Here is an 18592-nt window from a genome sequence, read left to right as displayed (position 1 = left end):
TGACTGATCGGCGCCGGCGCGCTCACGACCCCGTATTTTGCGCTTTGTCGGTGGCGGCGTGCGTGTGCCAGCTGCAATCGCTTTCGATCTCGGCGAGCAGCGCATAGCCGCGCGCGTCGCGCAGCCGCCACCATTCGATCCCGCGTGCGGTCAGCGCGCTCTCGAGCGCTTCGCGGCGGTCTTCGCGCACGGCCAGCAAGCGGCAGCCTTCCGGCTCGCCGAGCTCGAGCGCGAGCTCCTCCGCCTGCGCCGTCGGCGCCTCGCCGGGCAAGTCGAGGCGCTCGATCGTGCTGCCGAGATAGAAGCGCAGGCCGAAGCGCGGCGCGGTGTCGACGAAAGCGATCTCATCGGGCGCGGCGGCGATCTGCGCCGCGATCTCGACGGCGAGGCGCCGATCGTCCTCATCGATGTCGAGTTGCAGCGGCAGCGCGCGCGCGAGCACCAGAGCGACGCACCAGGCGCCGACCGCGACGACCAAACGATTGCGAGGACGCAGATCCAGCGGCACCAGCGCCCGTGCGACCAGCACCGCCAACGGCGCGAACAGCGGCAGCGCATACAAGGGCAGGCGCGAACGCGCGAGCACGAACACCGCGAGCGGCAGCAGCAGCCAGCAGGCCAGAAACCGCAGATCTTCGTCCCTGCGCAGATGCGCGAGCGCTCCCGCGCGGTGTTTCCAGGCGCCGACGACGAGCAGCGGCAGCCACGGCAAGCTGCCCAGCAACAAGGTCGGCAGGTAGACCTTGAACGCGCCGTACCATTCCGCGTTGCGGTGCATCTTGTCGCTGGCGACGCGGTTGACCACCTCTTCGACCAAGAAATAGCGCAGCACGCCGGGCTCGGACCAAGCGATCACCGCGTACCAGGTTCCGCCGACGACGAGGAAGACGAGCAAGGCGTCCCAGCCGAAGGCGCGATACAAGCCGCGCCCGCGCTCGCTCCAGAACGCGAACGCCAAACAAGCCGCCAGTGCGAGCAGCCCGGGCGGACCCTTGGTCATGAAGGCGAGACCGGCGGCGAGGCCGAGCAGCCAACGCGCGCGCTGCGCGTGACGCGGCGTCGGCGCCTGCCACAGCTCGATGAACGCGACGATCTGCAAGATTTCCCACAACGCGAGCAGCGAATCGGTCGTGACCAGGTTCGCCGCCAGCGACGGAAACACGAACGTCGCGTACACCAGCGCAGGCAACCACGGCTGCGCCGGCACGAAGCGCCGACCGAGCCGCAGCATCAAGAGGATCGCCGCGGCGAACGCGAGCGCACCGGGCAGACGCGCGGCGAACTCGCTGCGACCGAAGACGGCGAAACTGGCCGCGATGCTCCAATAGGTCAGCGGCGGCTTGGACCAGTGCTCGACCTCCGGATGCAGCATCGGCCGCAGCCAGTCGCCGTCGTCGAGCATGCCGAGCGCGACGTTCGTGTAGCGGCCCTCGTCCGGCGAATACAAAGGACGCATCCCCTGCAGCACGCACGCGTACACGATCACGCAGACGACGAGCAGCCAGCGGCGACGCGAGGTACTCAGCTGAAGGGAAAGAGATCGGGGCGGCATGGCGGCCGCAGTCTAGCGAGGCAAGCTTAAGCAGACCTTGGCCCGCCCAAAAGAAAACGGCGCGCGGTCACGGCATTCGCCATGGCCGCGCGCCGTCGTCGAAACGCTCAGGTCAGCGCAGGCTCGTCGAGCCCGGCCGCCACATCCTTGGCCTTCTCGGCGTGATGGTCTTCCGCCAGCAGCATGTAGAAGGCCGGCACCACGAACAGCGTGAACAGCGTGCCGATCGACAGGCCGGTGGAGATCACTAGGCCCATCGCGAAGCGGCCCGCAGCGCCCGCGCCGGACGCGATCACCAGCGGCAGCACGCCGAGCACCATCGCCGCGGTGGTCATCAGGATCGGGCGCAGACGCACGCCGGCCGCATGCTGGATCGCTTCGAGCTTGCCCATACCGGCGCGTTGCGATTCGTTGGCGAATTCGACGATCAGGATGCCGTGCTTGGACACCAGGCCCATCAAGGTCACCAAGCCGACCTGGGTGTAGATGTTCAAACTCGAAATCAGATTGACGAAAATCAACGCGCCGAACAGCGCCATCGGCACCGATACGAGAATCACGATCGGATCGCGCAAGCTGTTGAACTGCGCCGCCAGCGCCAGGAAGACGATGATGATCGCGAACACCAGCGTCGCGCCGAAGCCGCCCGATTCCTGCACGAACTGGCGCGAAGGGCCGGCATAGTCGACCGAGTACCCGCTCGGCGCCGCTTCGGCCACCGCATCGCGCAGGAATTGCAGTACCTCGCCCTGCGACATGCTGCTGGCGCCCTGGATCGTGGCCGAGTTGAGCTGCTGGAAGTGGTTGATCGAACGCGGCACGACTTCGTGCTTCACGTCGGCCACGGTCGAGGCCGGAATCACCGAACCGCCCGGCGCGCGCACGTAGTAGTCGAGCACCTGGTCGGGATTGAGGCGATCCGCCTGCGCCACCTGCGGGATCACCTTGTAGGAACGTCCGGCGATCGAGAAGTAGTTGACGTAGCCGCCGCCGAGCGCCGCGCCGAGCGCGCTGCCGACGTCTTGCTGGGTCAAGCCGAGCGTGGTGATCAGGTCGCGATCCATCGTCACCGTCGACTGCGGTTTGTCGATTTTAAGGTCGGCGTCGACGAACCAGAACTTGCCCGAGTCCTGCGCTTTCTTCAGCACTGACTGCACGACTTCATTGAGGTTCTGGAACGGCTCGGTGGTCTTGATCACGACCTGGATCGGCGCGCCCTGCGCACCCGGCAGCGCCGGCAGTGCGAACACGAACACCTGACCGCCGGCGATCTTCGCCCAGATCTCCTGCAGTTCCTGCTGCAGCGTGTGCGCGTTCTTCGAGCGCTCTTCCCACGGCTTGAAGGCGATGCCGCCGAAACCCGAGCCCGGCTGGGTGATCTGGAACATCATGTCGGTCTCGGGCAGCTTGCTGCCGATGCCGTACATCTGCTGCGCGTACTGCAGCATCTGCTGCGAGGTCGCGTTCGGTGCGCCGTTGAGCGAATAGAACAGGAAGCCCTGATCTTCCTCGGGCGCCAGCTCGGACTGCGCGGTCACGCCGAGCAGCATGGTCGCGCCGAACAACAGCACGCCCATCACCACGATCACGCTCCAAGACGTGAGCGCACCGCGCAGGAGACGTTCGTAGCCGTGGCGCACGCGCTCGAACACGCGATCGATCGCCTGCACGAAGCGGTTGCTCTCTTCTTCGGCGCGGAAAAACTTCGCGCACATCATCGGCGACAAGGTCAGCGCGACCACCGCCGACACCGTCACGGCGCCGGCAAGCGTGAAGGCGAACTCGCTGAACAAGGCGCCGGTGAGACCCTTCTGAAAACCGATCGGCACGTACACCGCGACCAGCACGACGGTCATCGCCAAGATCGGCCCGCCGAGTTCGCGTGCCGCCAAGAGCGAAGCCTGGAACGGCGACTTGCCTTCCTCTTTCATGTGGCGGTCGACGTTCTCGACCACGATGATCGCATCGTCGACGACCAGACCGATCGCCAGCACCAGCGCGAGCAAGGTCAGAAGATTCATCGAGTAGCCGAGCGCGAGCATGATGAAGAACGTGCCGACCAAGGACAGCGGCATCGCGATCACCGGAATGATCACCGCGCGGAACGATCCCAAGAACAGGAAGATCACCAGCGTGACGATGACCAGCGCTTCGACCAGCGTATGCACCACCTCGCTGATCGACGAGCGGATGAACACGGTCGAGTCGTACACGACTTCGCCGTGCAGCCCGGCCGGAAGCTGGGCGACGATGTTGGGCATCGTCTCGTGCACGCGCTTGGCCACGTCCAGCACGTTCGCTTCGGGCGCGACCTTGATGCCGATGAACAGCGCCTGCTTGCCGCTGAAGGCGACGTTCGCGTCGTAGTCTTCGGCGCCGAGCACGACGTTGGCGACGTCCTCGAGCCGCACGATCGCGCCGTCCTTCTGCTTGACCGCGAGCTGCTTGAACTCCTCGACCGTGTGCAGATCGGTGCCGGCGGTCAGCTCGACGCTGACCATCTGGCCCTTGGTCGTGCCGACCGCGGCCAGATAGTTGTTCGCCGACAGCGCGTTGTAGACGTCGCTGGCGGTGACGTTGTGCGCGGCCAGCCGCTTCGGATCGAGCCAGGCGCGCAGCGCGAATTGGCGCGTGCCGAACATCTCGGCGTTCTGCACGCCTTCGATCGAGTCGAGCTTGGGCTTGACCTCGCGCGCGAGGAAGTCGGTGATGCTGTTGGGCGGCAGCACGTCGCTGCGGAAGCCGAGATACATCGCGTCGATCGATTCGCCGACCGCGACGTTGAGCACCGGCTGCTGCGCCTGTGGCGGCAGCTGGTTGCGCACCGAGGTGACTTGGGTCTGGATCTGGGTCAGCGCGCGGTTCGCGTCGTAGTTGAGGCGCAGGGTCGCGGTGATCGTCGACACGCCGCTGACCGAGGTCGAGGTCAGGTAGTCGATGCCCTGCGCCTGTGCGATCGCTTGTTCGAGCGGCTGGGTGATGAAGCCGGCGATGGTCTGCGCGTCCGCGCCGTAGTACGCGGTAGTCACCGTGACCGTGGCGTTCTCGGTCTTCGGATACTGGCGCACGACCAGATCGAACACCGCCTTGACGCCGAGCACGAGAATCAGCGCGCTGACGACGATCGCGAGCACGGGTTTTTTGATGAAGACGTCGGTAAAGTTCATGTCGTATTCCGCTTGCGCCTCAGGCCCGCCGAAGCGGGAGTGAGGCGGCTTGTCTCATTGGGCAGCGCAGAACGAAGACGCTGCATTCCGCGCAGAATGCGCGCGGGAATGGCGAGCCGAACCATCGCTTTGCGTTCGTGCTCCATGCTCGTGCTCAATGCTCTTGAGGTTTCGGGTCCGCGCTGTCCGCCGGCTGCACGCTGTTGTCGACCGTGATCGGCGCACCGTTCTTCAGCTTGATCTGGCCGCTGGTGACGACTTCGGCACCTTCCTCCAAACCCTTCGCCACCGACACCTGGTCGCCGCGCGTGCCGTCGGTGGTGACGAAAGCCTGCGTCACGACCAAGGCATCGGGCGCAATCGGCGGACCGGCCGGCGCCGCCGCTTCGGCCTGCTTGCCGCCGTCCTTCTTCGCTTGCTCGGCCTGCGCCTTGTCCGCATCGGCCTTCTTCTTGACGATGTAGACCGTCGCGCCATACGGGTTGTAGACGATCGCGGTCTGCGGCAAGGTCAGATAGCGCGTCTTGCTGCCGACTTCGATCGAGACGTCGGCGAACATGCCCGGCGTCAGCAGCTGGTCGGGATTGGCGACCTTTGCCTCGATCATCACGTTGCGCGTGTCGCTGTCCACTTTCGGGTTGATCGCCGACAGCTCGCCTTCGAACGTCTTGTCCGGGAACGCGTCGAGCTTGAGCATGACCTTCTGGCCGAGCTTCACTTCGGCGAGATTCTTTTGCGGCAGATGGAAGTCGACGAAGACCGGATCGATCTGCTGCAAGGTCACGATGGTCGTACCGGGATTGAGGAAGGTGCCCGGGGTGATCGTGATGATGCCGGCGCGGCCGGAGAACGGCGCGCGCAACTGCTTGCGCTGCACGTTGACCTGCTGCTCCGCGACCGCGGCCTGCTTGGCCTTGAGATCGGCCGAGGCCTGGTCGTAGTCGGCCTTGCTGATCGCTTGCGAAGCGAGCTGTTGCTTGGCGCGGCCGAAGGTGACTTGGGCCAAGGCCGCGGCGGCTTCGAGCTGATGCAGCTGCGCCACGTCTTCGCTGTCGCGCAATTGCAGCAGCAAGTCGCCTTCTTTGACTTCCGCGCCCGAGCGCAGATTCACCTTCGTCACCAAGCCCGACAGGTCGAGCGCCAGATCGGCGCCGCGCGCGGCGCGCACGCTACCGACGGCACGCAACTGCGGCTGCCATTCCTGGAAGGCGGCCTTGGTGGTAGTGACCACCGCCGGCGGCGGCGGTTTCATGCCGGCGATCATCTTCATCACCAGCATCACCTTGATGCCGGCGATCGCCGCAATCAGCAGCAACACCAGAAGGATCATGACGATCATCTTCTTGGTGGTGCTCCATTTCTTTTTTTCCGCAGTAACCATTTGGATTCGGCCTTTTTCTTTTGCGGACATACCCGCCCGCGAGAGTCAAAAAAGCGGACCTCGCGCCCCGTTCGAACGGCGGTGGCGAGCTCCCCGTCGGCACGAGCGGTTTGCCCGTGCCGCTCGATGAACTATTTCGGCGGATCGTTGGCGGCGACGCGCGCCTTGCTTTCGGTCCAGCTGCCACCCAAGGCCGTGTACAGCGCCGCGGTGTCGGCCAGGCGCGCGGCACGCGCCTGGATCAGGCCGATGCGCGTCTGCTGGTACTGGCGCGTCGCGTCGAGCAGCTGCAGATAGCTCGCCGCGCCTTCCTTGTACTGGCCGCGCACGAGTTCGAGGCTGCGCGAAGCGGAGCTCTCCGCTTCGGCCTGCGCCTTGAGGTTTTCCGCATCCAGCTCCAGCGCGCGCAACGAGTCGGAAACGTTCTGGAACGCGCCGAGCAGGGTCTGCTGATAATCCGCCGCGACCTGGTCGAGTCCGGCTTCGGCCGCGCGCTTCTGCGCGCGCAAGCTGCCGCCGTGGAACAGCGGTTGCAGCAAGTTCGCGCCGATTCCCCATGCTTTGCTGCCGCTGGAGAAAAGATTGTCGGCATCGCGCGCCTGCGAGCCGAGACTGCCGGTCAGGGTCAGCTGCGGATACAGGTTCGCGGTGGCGACACCGAGTTCGGCGGTGGCGCGATGCAGCTGCGCTTCGGCCGCACGCACGTCCGGCCGCTGGCGCGCCAGCTCGGACGGCAGGCTGACCGGCACTTCGCGCGGCAGGTTCAGCGCATCGAGTTCGAGCGCAGCGAATTCCGCTTCCGAAGGGAACTGGCCGAGATAGACCGCGAGCTGGTTCTGCGTCTGCGCCAGCTGTTGGCGCAAGCCCGGCAGCAGCGCCCGCGAGGTCGCCGCCTGCGTTTTGATCGCGAGCACGTCGCCGAGCGACTTCGCGCCGATCTCATGCTGGCGCTCGACCACCTTGAGCTGCTCGTCGTAGAGCTTGATGACTTCTTCGGTCGCCTGGATCTGACCGCGCAGCGACGCCTCGCGGAAACTCGCGGTGGCGACGTTGCCAGCCAAGCTCAGGTAGGTGCCCTGCAGCTGGAATTCCTGATAGTCGGTCTGCGCGCTACGCGCTTCGACGTCGCGGCGCACTGCGCCGAAGAGATCCAAGGTGTAGCTGACGTCGACGCCGACGTTGTGCAGGGTGAACGCGCTGCCGTCGGTCGAGTTCTGATTGCCGCGCGTCACGTTCACCTTTGCATCGACGCTGGGGAAGAACGAGCCGCGTGCGGCGTTGGCGTTCTCCTGCGCCTGGCGCAAGGCGGCCTGTGCCGAAGCGATGGTCGGGCTGTGCGCGAGCGCGCGGTCGACGCGGCGATCCAGCTCGTCGTTGGCGAACGCGGACCACCAGCGCTCCGGCACGTCGGCGCCTTCGAGGAAGCGTTGGGCATCGCCGGTGGGCGCGTCGGTCGCCACGGTCGATTGCGGCAGCGCATCGGCGCGATAGCCCTTGCCTTCGGGAACGGCCGGCGCGCGGAAATCGGGGCCGACCGCACAGGCGGCGAGGGCTACGGTCATCGCCAGCGCGAGCGAGCGCACGATCAGGACGGGGTGAGAGACGGCGCGGTTTTGTGCGCGAGGCGTTCTAGCGGTCATGGCACACCTAAAAACTGAACTCAAGAGTTCAATAATACTGAGGCAAGTGTGCCCCGATCAAGATGTGCCGTACGTCATGGCGTCGACGCTTAGACGAACCGCAACCCTAGGCCGTCGCCGGCGCGAAAGACAATGACGAAAGTCACCGACCGGCGCTGACTCGACGCAACGTTGTCCGCTATTCAGATTGCCCCCGTTTGCAACCTACTGGGGACGCGACGACCCGATTGCAAGGGCAGCCCCGCCGCGACCCCCGTTCAGGCGCGATGCTCGCGCGCGAGATAGTCCTCGCTCTGCATCTCGATCAGGCGCGATTCGGTGCGCGAGAATTCGGCACGCAGCCGCTCGCCGTCGTACAGCTCGATGATCGGCGCCGCTGCCGACAGCACCAGATTGACGCCGCGGTCGTACACCTCGTCGACCAGTTCGATGAAGCGCCGCGCCGCGTCTTCGGTCTGCGGCGTGAACTGCGGAACGTGGGAAACCACGATCGTGTGATACGCCTTGGCGATCTCGATGTAGTCGGCGACCGCGCGCGGACCCTCGCACAAAGCCGCGAACTCGAACCAGATCGCGCCGTCCGCTTCGCGTCGCACCGGCACCGGCCGTTCGTTCAACACCAGCGTGAACCCCTCGCGCGCGACACCGTGCGCGACGCGGTTGAATGCGGCCAGCAGCGCGCGTTCGGCCGTGGCGCCAGGCGGCGTGTAGTACACCGGCGCCTGTTTCAACGCGCGCAAGCGCCAATCGTGCGGCGAAGTCAGCTCGACGATCTCGCAATGCTGTTCGATCAACGCAATCGCCGGCAGGAAGCGTTCGCGCTGCAGGCCGTCCTTGTACAGATCGGACGGCGGCGTGTTCGAGGTCGTGACCAGCGCGACGCCGCGCTCGAACAGCGCGCGCAACAGATTGCCGAGAATCATCGCGTCGCCGATGTCGCCGACGAAGAACTCGTCGAGCACCAACACACGCACTTCGGCGGCGAGCCGCGCCGCAACTTCGACCAGCGGATCGCTGCGTCCGTCCAGAGCGCGCAGCTCGGCGTGCACGTCCTGCATGAAGCGATGGAAATGCACGCGGCGCTTCGCCGGCGTCGCCAGCGCGTCGTAAAAGAGATCGCACAGAAACGTCTTGCCGCGACCGACGCGCCCCCACAGGTAGAGGCCGCGTGGCGCCGCCGCGTTCCCGCGCCAGCGTTGCCACCACGAAGATGTGCGTGCCGCAGCGAGCTCGCCGTATAACCGATCGAGCGAGGCGAGCGCAGCACGCTGCGCCGGATCGTCCTGCCATTTGCCGGCGGCGACGCCGGCCTGATAGCGCGCGCTCGGCGCGCCGGCTGCAAACGCCGCGTCGCTCATGCGACGCGCAGCGGCGGCAAGCGGCCGGCGAGCTGGGTCTTGATCGTCTCGCGCAGCTCGATCAGACGGCGGTGGAAGAAATGGCCGGTGTCGGGCAAACGCACCAGGGTCGGCGGCGGCTGCAGACTCGCGGCCCAGGCGTAGACCGCAGCCGGATCGACGATCTCGTCCGCCTCGCCTTGCACGATCAGCCACGGGCAGCGCGGCGCCGCGATACCGCTGAAATCCCAGCGCCCGGCCGGCGGCGCGACCAAGATCAGCTGCGCCGGATCGATCTCCGCCGCCGCGCGCAACGCGACATAGCTGCCGAACGAGAAGCCGGCCAGCCAAAGCGTATCGCTGGGCCGCTGCGCGCGCGTCCAGCGTGCGATCGCGATCAGATCGTCGGCCTCGCCGACGCCGTTGTCGTGCACGCCTTCCGAACGTCCGACGCCGCGGAAATTGAAGCGCACGGTGGCGAGCCCGAGATCGAGCAGGCCGCGCTCCAGCGTCGTCACCACCTTGTTCGTCATGGTGCCGCCTTGCAGCGGATGCGGATGGCAGATCACCACGACGCCGGCACGCGCGAGCGCCGGCTCCGGTGTCGCGCAGGCGAGTTCGAGCGCGCCGGCCGCGCCTTGCAGCAGCAGGGAAGCGGAACCTTGCGGGAACTCCGGCGCAGAGGAAGCATTCGCGGCATTCATAGCCGCGCATGATAGCGTGAGCCGATGCCGCTCCCTCCGCGTTCGCCATGAACCTGCTCGCTCATGCTTTGCTCGCCGCGCCGGACGAGGACCTCATGTTCGGTAGCCTGATCGCCGACTTCCTGCGCGGCCGCATCGATCCGGCGCTGCCGCGCGGCGTGCGCCTCGGCGTCGCGCTGCATCGCGCGGTGGACGTCTACACCGACAGCCACGCCGAAGTAGCCGCGGCGCGCGCGCTGTTCGCGCCGCCGTTCCGGCGCTACGCCGGCATCGTGCTCGACGTCTGGTTCGATCACTTGCTCGTGCGCGACTGGGCATGCTACGGACTCGGGTCGCTGGGCGAGTTCTCGCAGCAGGTTCGCACGCTGCTGACGCAGCGCGACGCCGAACTGCCGCCGACCATGCATCGCTTCGTGCGCTATCTGATCGCGCACGACCTGCCCGAACGCTACGGCGAGACGGCGATGATCGCGGAGGTGTTGCGCGGCATGTCCATGCGCCTGTCGCGCGCCAACCCGCTGGCCGAAGCGCTGCCGCCGCTGCAACAAAACGCCGACGCGCTCGATCGCCACTTCGCGGCGTTCTTTCCCGAGCTCCTCGCCTACGCGCAGGCGGAACGCGCGCGCTTGCAGGCGGCGGAAGCGGATTGACGGGGCGGCGAAACGAAAACGCCGCCCGAAGGCGGCGTAGCTGCGAGGCTTCGACGCGATGTCCGCAGACATCGCATCGCGTGCCTTACTTCACCTGACTCAGAATGTATTCGACCACGGCCTTCATCTGCGCGTCGTTCAGCGCCGGATTGCCGCCCTTCGGCGGCATCACGCCGGTCTTGCCGGTGAAGCCTTCGATCGCGTGCTTGAGCAGGGTTTCCTCGCCTTCGGCCACGCGCGGAGCCCAAGCCGCCTTGTCGCTGACCTTCGGCGCACCGGCGACGCCGGCGTCGTGGCAGGTGTGGCAGAGGCTGCCGTAGATGACCTTGCCGTCGGTGGTGCCGCCGTAGGCTACCTGCGAAGCGGCCGCCTTCGCCGCGGCTTCCGCCGCCGCCTGCATCGCGGCGCGCCCGGTGTCGCCGGCGTAGACGCCGCCGACCGGCGCGATGCGCTGCCCGGCGAGCTTTTCCTTGTCCGGGTTCTGCGGCGGCGGATGGCTGCCGTAGATGTGCATGGCGAGCGCGATCAGCAGCGCCGCGACGACCGCGAGGAAGCCGATCAGCATCGCGAAACGCTTCAGGAAGACCGAATCGGCCTGAGTGACGGGATTGGTCACGAAACCACCTCAGCGAGAACGATCGCGTGTCCGCAGGCCGGACAACGCCGCAACAAAGTCGGTCGAGTATAACCGGCAGGCTCCGACCCGTGGAAGGCAGCCCGACGCCGTTGCGGGGCGCTTGGGCGCTCGTCTGCGACGCGTTGCCGCAGCCGAGCGCCGAAGAAGCCGCACGCACCACGCCTTCATCGAGACGATCGCAGCCTCTCTTCGTTGCATCGGATCGCTGCCATGAAAGTCGTCAACAGGGCCTGCTTGACAGGCAATCCCGCGCTCACGATCATTCACCGAAAAGGATGAATGATGCGCTGCACGGGCACCACCGCCGACCTCGATCGAACCCTGATGGCCCTGGCCGATCCGATCCGCCGGCGCATCCTGCAGCGCCTCGCCGACGGCGACGCGCGCGTGACCGACGTGGCGGCGGAGTTTCCGATTTCGCTCAACTCGGTCAGCAAGCACATCCGCTTGCTGGAGCGCGCCAAGCTCGTGCGCCGCGAAGTGCGCGGGCGCGAACACCGCTTGCGCTTCGAACCGCGACCGCTGGCGGATGCACAGCGCTGGATCGCCTCACAGCAGGCGTTTTGGTCCGGCCGCCTGCAAGCCCTCGACGATCTGCTCAGCGCCGAAGACGCCGTCCAGACATCCCCCATCAAGGAGAGGAACCGTGTCCGCAAACGTTGAAGCGAAAGCCACTCACGTGTTCAAAGCCTCGGCCGAACGCGTGTTCGACGCCTGGCTCGATCCGCTCAAGGTGCGCGCCTGGCTCGCGCACGCGATCCCGGGCATGCGCGGCTTCGACGTGCGCCGGGTCGAGATCGACGCCCGCGTCGGCGGCAAGTTCACCTTCTCGGACATGCGCGAGGAAGGCGAGGCCGTGCACTGGGGCTACTACCGCGAGATCGATCGCCCGCGGAAGCTGGTCTTCACCTGGTTCACCTCCGAGGAGGAAGAACGCGAGGACTCCTCGCTGGTGACCTTGACCGTGGAACCGCTCGCCGACGGCTGCCGCGCGACGATCGTGCACCGCATGGACGCGCGCTGGGCCGAATGGGTATCGCGCACCGAAACCGGCTGGAACACGATGCTGCGCAAGATCGGCGGCGAACTCGAAACCGCTGCGTGAGCGCGGCCGCGGTCGGAATGGCAGGGCGCGTTCGAGAGGATTCGCAGGGCGCGTCCTGCACCGTGCCAAGCGGCAATCCTGCCGCTTAGTCGAACTTCTGCGAGGGTAATAAAGTGGCGCGCTCGGCGGGATTCGAACCCACGACCCCAGCCTTCGGAGGGCTGTACTCTATCCAGCTGAGCTACGAGCGCGTGCCGGGCATTGTCGCATGAAGCTTCGCGATTGCGCGATTCAACGCGCCGCCAGCTTGCTGTGCCGGATGCCGTAGGCGAAGTAGATCAAGAGTCCGAGCGTGACCCAGACCACGAACACCAGCCAGGTCAGCGCGGCCAGTTCGGACAGGAGCCAGATCGAGAAGCCGATGCCGATCAGCGGCACCAGCGGCACCCACGGCGTACGGAACGCGCGCGGCAGATCGGGCTTGCGCACGCGCAACAGGATCACCGACGCGCAGATCACGATGAAGGCCGAGAGCACGCCGATGTTGACCAGCTTGGCCACCTCGCCGAGCGGAAACAGCCCGGCCACCACGGCGGTGAACACGCCGAGCGCGACGGTTGGCCGGTGCGGCGTGCCGTAGGTCGGATGCACCTTGGCGAACCAGCCCGGCAGGAGGCCGTCACGCGACAGCGCGAACCAGATGCGCGCCGCGCCAAGCATGAAGGCGAACAGCACGCTGAGCAGGCCGAAGACGGCCGAAACCGAGATCGTGACGGCGACCCAGTGCAGTCCCAGCCCCTTGAAGGCGTCGGCCACCGGCGCATCGGTGTTCAAGCTGGAGTAGTGCGCGATGCCGGTCAGCACCATCGACACGGCCAGGTACATCGCCATCGAGATGCCGAGCGAGAGCAGCACGGCACGCGGCAGGTCGCGTTGCGGGTTCTTCGATTCCTCCGCCGCCGTGGTCAGCGTGTCGTAGCCGAACACCGCGAAGAAGACCACCGCCGCCGCCGTCACCACACCCTGCCAGCCGAAGTGACCGACGCCGTCCGCGCCGATCACACGCTCGGGAATGAACGGATGCCAGTTGGCCGGATTGATGTAGAACACGCCGACGCCGATCACCAGCACGACCGCGGCGACCTTGACCGCCACCACCAGCGTGTTGAAGCGCGCGCCCCACTCGGTACGGAAGATCAAGAGCGCCGCGATGCCCAGCGTCACCAGCGCCGCGATCACGTTGAACACGCGGCCCTCGCCGGTGCCCATCGCGCCCTGCGCCCACACCGGCAAGACGATTCCGGCGCTAGCCAGCGCCGACTGCACGTAGCCGGACCAGCCGATCGCGACCACCGCCACGATCAGCGCGTATTCGAGCAACAGATCCCAGCCGATCAGCCAGGCCACCAGTTCGCCGAGCGTGGCGTAGCTGTAGGTGTAGGCACTGCCGGTGACCGGAATCAACCCGGCGAACTCGGCGTAGCACAGCGCCGCCGCCGCGCTGGCGATGCCGGCGATGATGAAGGCCAGCGCCACCGCCGGCCCCGCGTTGGCCGCGGCCTGCTGGCCGGCCAGCACGAACACGCCGACGCCGATGATGCCTCCGATGCCGATCGCTGTGAGCTGCCACAGCCCGAGCACGCGGCGGAATTGGCCGCGCTGGCCGAGTTCCGACTGCAGTTGCTCGACCGACTTGTGCCGCGTCAGTTGCGCGATCAGGCTCATCGATGTCCTCCGGCGAAAGGCGGCGGATCATAGCCTGACCGCCGCACGATTCCCTGCTGCGCTGCGGGCATGACGATCGGCGATTGCGTCATCTGCGACGCAGCCGCTACGGTAGCCGGCTTCGCTCGTTCGAGACTTCCCCGCCGATGGACATACCGGGCCCGATCGCCGCCCTGCTCGCCTGGGGCCTGCCCGGCGTCGCGCTGATCGCCATGGCCGAGAAGCTGATCCCGGCGATGCCGTCCTACGTCTTGTACGTGTTTCTCGGCATGACCGTGGTCGCCAGCGGCGGCGATCTGGCCGCGACCATCGTCGCGACCGCGCTCGGCTCCTCCGCCGGCGCGCTTGCCTGGTACGGGCTCGGCCGTGCGCTCGGCGAGCGGCGCACCGAATCCGCGGTCGCACGCTGGGGCCGCTACGTGCTGTTGCCGCCGGCGCGCTATCGCCATCTGGCCGGCCTGTATCGCCGCAATCATTTCTTCGCCACCCTGCTCGGCCAGATCACGCCGGTGGTGCGCATCTACATGCCGCTGCCGGCCGGCGTGCTCGGACTGGCGCTGCCGTCGTTCCTGTGCGCGATCCTGCTCGGCAACCTGATCTGGAACGGCGCCTTGCTCGGCATCGGCTACGGCCTGCGCGGACACGGCGGCGACCCGCTCAAGCTCGGCCTCGCGGTGGTCGCCGGCTTCGTGCTGGCTGAAACGCTGATCGTGTTGCTGCTGCGCTGGCGCCTGCGCGTCGCGAAGCGTTCGCGCGGCGACGGCTGAACCGGTTCGCCGCGACTACGGCGACTCGTCGGCGTCGAGAATCTCGAACGCGAGCGGCCGCGGCGGCGCGCCGCCGTTGCAGGTCGACGCCGGACACGCCGTCAACGCGATCGCCAAATCCATCTCGGCGCGCAGCACGATCGAATCGCCGGCGCGCGATTGCGGCGGCGGGAAGCTCAAGCGCCCGTCGGGCGCGAGCGCGACGTTCATGAAGAAATTGAACGGAATCGGCAGCGGATGGGACGGCACGCCGAGTTCGCCCAGTGCCGCACGCAGATTGTCCGCGCAGTTGGGGTGGTAGCCGACGACGCCGTACTGGATGCGATACATCTCCAAGCTGCACGGGGCGTACAGCAGATCGTGCCGGCCGACGTCGTCTTCGAGGATGGTCAGCATCGGCTCGCTGCGGTCCGACCACAGCACGTCGCCGCGGGAGACGTAGATCTTGCCGTTGTAGTCGAACGTGCGGCCATTGGAAACGTGCTGGCGCCCGTCCGCCGAAAAGGCCAGCAGATCGCCGCTCTGACCGCCCTCCGGATCGATGACGCGCAGGCGTTCCCCGCGCTTCAAACGCAGGCTCATGCCGCTCGCTGCCGCGATCGTTCGCCGCTGCCCCATGACTGCCTTCCTCTCGCGATCTGTTGTCCGATTCAACGTGCCGCGAATCACGCCCGTTGCGGCGGCGGCTCGCTCGTTCAACGCAACTTCGTCGCCCGTCGTGCGCCCAGTTCCGCCGGCGCGGCGAAGGTATCGGGCCGCGCGGCCGCCCAGAAGCGCTCGAACACCGCATGCTCGGGCACGCCGGCCAACAGCTCGCCCGGTTCGAGGAACCGATACAGCGCGGCGAGCGAGCGCACTTCGTTGGCGGACACGCGCCGGATCACGTGTTCGGGACCGAGTTCGTTCGGATGGTTCAAGCCGGACGCCTGGATCAGGTCCTTCAGCGCCTTCAGCGTGTTCTCGTGGAAGCTCGCCACGCGCGTGGCTTTGTCCGGCACGTCGAGCTTGCGCCAACGGCTCTTGTCCTGCGTCGCGATGCCGGTCGGACAGCGATCGGTGTGGCAGCTCTGCGATTGGATGCAGCCGAGCGCGAACATGAAGCCGCGCGCGGCGTTGCACCAGTCCGCGCCGAGCGCGAGCATGCGTGCCAGATCGATCGCGGTGATCACCTTGCCGCTGGCGCCGAGCCGGATGCGATCGCGCAAGTTCAAGCCGACCAGGGTGTTGTGCACCAGCATCAACGCCTCGCGCAACGGCGCGCCGACGTGATCGGTGAACTCCAGCGGCGCAGCGCCGGTGCCGCCTTCGCCGCCGTCGACCACGATGAAGTCGGGCAGGATGCCGGTCGTCGTCATCGCCTTGGCGATGCCGAACCACTCCCACGGATGACCGACCGCGAGTTTGAATCCGGTCGGCTTGCCGCCCGACAGCTCGCGCAGTTTGGCGACGAAGTGCAGCAAGCCTTCCGGCGTGTCGAAAGAAGAATGACGCGAGGGCGAAATGCAGTCCTCGCCCATCGGCACGCCGCGCGTGAGCGCGATCTCCGCGCTGACCTTCGGCGCCGGCAACACGCCACCGTGGCCCGGCTTGGCGCCTTGCGACAGCTTGATCTCGATCATCTTGACCTGGTCGAGCACGGCCTTCTCGGCGAAGCGTTCCGCGCTGAACACGCCGGCCCGTTCGCACGCGCCGAAATAACCCGAACCCAGCTCCCACACGATGTCGCCGCCGTTCTGGCGGTGGTAGGGCGAGAGCGAACCTTCGCCGGTGTCGTGATAGAAGCGGCCGCGGCGCGCGCCTTCGTTCAAGGCCAGGATCGCGTTCGGCGACAGCGCGCCGAAGCTCATCGCCGAGATGTTGAACACGCTGGCCGAGTACGGCTTGGCGCATTGCGGACCGCCGATGTCGATGCGGAAATCGTGGCTCGCGATCACGCTCGGCGCGATCGAATGGTTGACCCATTCGTAACGCTCGGCATACATGTCCAGTTCGCTGCCGAACGGCCGCACGTCGAGCTCGTTCTTCGCGCGCTGCTTGGCGATCGCGCGCTGCACGTGCGAGAACGGCACTTCCTCGTTGTCCGACTCGACCACGTACTGGCGCAGCATCGGCCGCACGTCCTCGAAGAAAAAGCGGATGTGCGACAAGACCGGATAGTTGCGGCGCAAGGTCGATTTTTTCTGCACCAGATCGGCGACGCCGACCGCGACAAGCACGCCGCAGACAATCGCCAGCAACTGGTTCGCCACGCCATAGCGCCAACCGGCCACGGCCAGCACGAACACGACGACGCACAACGCGAACGCGAGGTAGCGCGCAGGCAACCATTTGTCCATCGACAGACTCCTTCGGACGCGCAGCATGCGATGAAGCCGCAGCATAGCCCACGTTCCGCGACCGGCGATGCCGCTAAACTTCGCCGATGGAAGAGATCGAGCGCCCGAAGACGCCGCGCCGTCGCCGCAGCGTCGCGGAGACCGGCGATGCGGCGCCCCCCGACACCGCAGCTCCCGCCAAACCCGTACGACGCCGCGCCGCGCCGAAGAGCGACGCAACGCCGGCGGATGCGGCGACGACGCCCGCTCGTGCGCCGGCCAAGCCGCGCGCCGCCTCAACGACGACGCGACGCGCACGTGTCGGTGCGGCGACCGAAGACACCGCCGCGCCGGCGAATGTCGACGCGACGCCATTGCCGACCCAGACCGTAGCGCCGTCGCCCTCGCCGGCACCGGCCGCACGCACTCGCAAGCCGGCCGTGGCGAAACCACCAGCGATTGCCGAGGTATCTGAGTCGGCCGCACCGCGCGCAGCAGCGGAGCCCATCGCCGCCACTCCCGCACCCGCGCCGGCCGCCGTGGAGCAGGCCGCACCACCGCACGTAGCCGCTCCGCCACCGGCCGCCGCCGCTCCGGCGCTCCCGCCGCGCCCCGCCCGCGCAGCACCCGAGCCGCCACCGATCATTCCCTCGTTCGCACGTCGACCCGAACCGCCGCCGCAGCGCAGCGCCGCCGCAGCGCGCCCGGCCGACACCTCGCAGCGCTCCGGCAAGGTGCTCGACTGGCTGCTCGCGCGGCTGCCGGCGCGTCATCGCAGCCGCGCCCACAACTACCTCGTGCTGATGCGCATGGATCGCCCGATCGGCGCGCTCCTGCTGCTGTGGCCGACCTGGTGGGCGCTGTGGTTCGCCTCGAACGACTTCCCGCCGCTGAAGTTCCTGGTCATCTTCACCCTCGGCGTGTTCGTCATGCGCGCCGCCGGCTGCGTCATCAACGACTACGCCGACCACGGCTGGCTCGATGCCCACGTCGAGCGCACCGCCGGCCGCCCGATGGCGGCCGGGCGCGTGTCGAAGAAGGAAGCCCTGCTCCTGTTCGGCGGCCTGCTCGCGCTGGCCTTCGTGCTGGTCTTGTTCACCAACGCGCTGACGATCCAGCTGTCCTTCGTCGGCGCCGCGCTCGCCGCGATCTATCCCTTCACCAAGCGCGTCACCCATCTGGCCCAGGTCGTGCTGGGGGCGGCGTTCGGCTGGTCTATTCCGATGGCGTTCGCCGCGGTGACCCATTCGCTGCCGCCGCTGTGCTGGCTGCTGTTCCTCGCCAACGTGCTGTTCTCGACCGTCTACGACACCGAGTACGCGATGGTCGATCGCGACGAGGACCTCCGCGTCGGCGCGAAATCGACCGCGATCCTGTTCGGCGACGCCGACCGCGTCATCATCGGCGTGCTGATGGCGACCTTCCTGTTCGCCATGCTGCTGGCCGGCACGCGCGCGCATCTGGCCTGGCCGTACTTCGTCGGCCTCGCCGCGACGGTCGGGCTGTTCGGCTATCAACAATGGCTGATCCGCGCGCGCGACCGCATGGCGTGCTTGGCCGCGTTCCGCCACAACAACTGGGTCGGGCTCGCGTTGTGGGTCGGGCTGGCGATGGCGCTGGCGATTCGCTGATCGGCCGCGGCAACACCGACCGGTGCGACCGCGCTTGCGCT

15 protein-coding genes and 1 tRNA gene are annotated in these 18592 nt (G+C 67.3%); 5 read left to right on the top strand and 11 right to left on the bottom strand.

Annotation, left to right across the window (positions count from 1 at the left end; genetic code table 11):
• Positions 1-22: 22 nt before the first annotated feature.
• From AC3QL3_RS00550 to AC3QL3_RS00525, 6 genes are all read right to left on the bottom strand, one after another.
• Entirely contained in the window at positions 23-1552 is a 1530-nt protein-coding gene (locus AC3QL3_RS00550; protein ID WP_492896263.1) for a glycosyltransferase family 39 protein, read from the bottom strand.
• A 107-nt stretch (positions 1553-1659) separates the two neighbouring features.
• On the bottom strand, positions 1660-4719 hold the full coding sequence (locus AC3QL3_RS00545; protein WP_492896262.1) for an efflux RND transporter permease subunit: 3060 nt from the start codon (positions 4717-4719) through the stop codon (positions 1660-1662).
• 154 nt (positions 4720-4873) lie between these two features.
• Positions 4874-6100: an efflux RND transporter periplasmic adaptor subunit gene (locus tag AC3QL3_RS00540; protein WP_492896261.1), complete on the bottom strand. Its 1227-nt coding sequence runs from the start codon at positions 6098-6100 to the stop codon at positions 4874-4876.
• A 131-nt stretch (positions 6101-6231) separates the two neighbouring features.
• Entirely contained in the window at positions 6232-7662 is a 1431-nt protein-coding gene (locus AC3QL3_RS00535) for an efflux transporter outer membrane subunit (protein ID WP_492896260.1), read from the bottom strand.
• Between the two features lie 335 nt (positions 7663-7997).
• Positions 7998-9098: a cell division protein ZapE gene (zapE, locus tag AC3QL3_RS00530; protein ID WP_492896259.1), complete on the bottom strand. Its 1101-nt coding sequence runs from the start codon at positions 9096-9098 to the stop codon at positions 7998-8000.
• Complete coding sequence (locus AC3QL3_RS00525; RefSeq protein WP_492896258.1) at positions 9095-9781, bottom strand: alpha/beta hydrolase; 687 nt, start codon at positions 9779-9781, stop codon at positions 9095-9097. The genes zapE and AC3QL3_RS00525 overlap by 4 nt, the downstream gene beginning before the upstream one ends.
• A 47-nt stretch (positions 9782-9828) precedes the next feature.
• Between AC3QL3_RS00525 and AC3QL3_RS00520 the strand changes: the two genes are divergently transcribed.
• Positions 9829-10431: an acyl carrier protein phosphodiesterase gene (locus AC3QL3_RS00520; protein ID WP_492896257.1), complete on the top strand. Its 603-nt coding sequence runs from the start codon at positions 9829-9831 to the stop codon at positions 10429-10431.
• Between the two features lie 85 nt (positions 10432-10516).
• Here AC3QL3_RS00520 and AC3QL3_RS00515 read toward each other — a convergent pair whose 3' ends face one another.
• The gene (locus AC3QL3_RS00515) at positions 10517-10996 is read right to left on the bottom strand and encodes a c-type cytochrome (protein WP_492898820.1); all 480 of its coding nucleotides are present in this window, start codon (positions 10994-10996) and stop codon (positions 10517-10519) included.
• 351 nt (positions 10997-11347) lie between these two features.
• On the opposite strand from AC3QL3_RS00515, the gene AC3QL3_RS00510 reads away from it, so the two are divergent.
• Together AC3QL3_RS00510 and AC3QL3_RS00505 are read left to right on the top strand one after the other, a co-directional pair.
• Positions 11348-11731: an ArsR/SmtB family transcription factor gene (locus AC3QL3_RS00510; RefSeq protein WP_492896256.1), complete on the top strand. Its 384-nt coding sequence runs from the start codon at positions 11348-11350 to the stop codon at positions 11729-11731.
• On the top strand, positions 11715-12173 hold the full coding sequence (locus AC3QL3_RS00505) for an SRPBCC family protein (protein WP_492896255.1): 459 nt from the start codon (positions 11715-11717) through the stop codon (positions 12171-12173). The genes AC3QL3_RS00510 and AC3QL3_RS00505 overlap by 17 nt, the downstream gene beginning before the upstream one ends.
• Positions 12174-12287: 114 nt before the next feature.
• Here the strand turns inward: AC3QL3_RS00505 and AC3QL3_RS00500 are convergent.
• Positions 12288-12364: transfer RNA gene (locus AC3QL3_RS00500), tRNA-Arg, on the bottom strand.
• A gap of 40 nt (positions 12365-12404) precedes the next feature.
• Complete coding sequence (locus AC3QL3_RS00495) at positions 12405-13838, bottom strand: amino acid permease (protein WP_492896253.1); 1434 nt, start codon at positions 13836-13838, stop codon at positions 12405-12407.
• Between the two features lie 146 nt (positions 13839-13984).
• Between AC3QL3_RS00495 and AC3QL3_RS00490 the strand changes: the two genes are divergently transcribed.
• Positions 13985-14605 carry a DedA family protein gene (locus AC3QL3_RS00490; RefSeq protein ID WP_492896252.1) on the top strand — a complete coding sequence of 207 codons (621 nt, stop codon included), beginning with the start codon at positions 13985-13987 and terminating at the stop codon, positions 14603-14605.
• A 15-nt stretch (positions 14606-14620) separates the two neighbouring features.
• On the opposite strand, the gene AC3QL3_RS00485 is transcribed toward AC3QL3_RS00490, so the two are convergent.
• Both AC3QL3_RS00485 and AC3QL3_RS00480 read right to left on the bottom strand, forming a co-directional pair.
• Entirely contained in the window at positions 14621-15187 is a 567-nt protein-coding gene (locus AC3QL3_RS00485; RefSeq protein ID WP_492896251.1) for a DUF1989 domain-containing protein, read from the bottom strand.
• Positions 15188-15300: 113 nt separating this feature from the next.
• Positions 15301-16941, bottom strand: coding sequence for an FMN-binding glutamate synthase family protein (locus AC3QL3_RS00480; RefSeq protein ID WP_492896250.1), 1641 nt, complete (start codon positions 16939-16941; stop codon positions 15301-15303).
• Between the two features lie 713 nt (positions 16942-17654).
• On the opposite strand from AC3QL3_RS00480, the gene ubiA reads away from it, so the two are divergent.
• The gene (ubiA, locus tag AC3QL3_RS00475; RefSeq protein WP_492898818.1) at positions 17655-18551 is read left to right on the top strand and encodes a 4-hydroxybenzoate octaprenyltransferase; all 897 of its coding nucleotides are present in this window, start codon (positions 17655-17657) and stop codon (positions 18549-18551) included.
• Positions 18552-18592 lie beyond the last annotated feature (41 nt).

It is taken from the genome of Dokdonella sp. GW821-FHT11D02 (assembly GCF_058808595.1).
The sequence above is the reverse complement of the archived record's forward strand: the minus strand, read 5'-3'. Positions and strand labels throughout refer to the sequence as shown.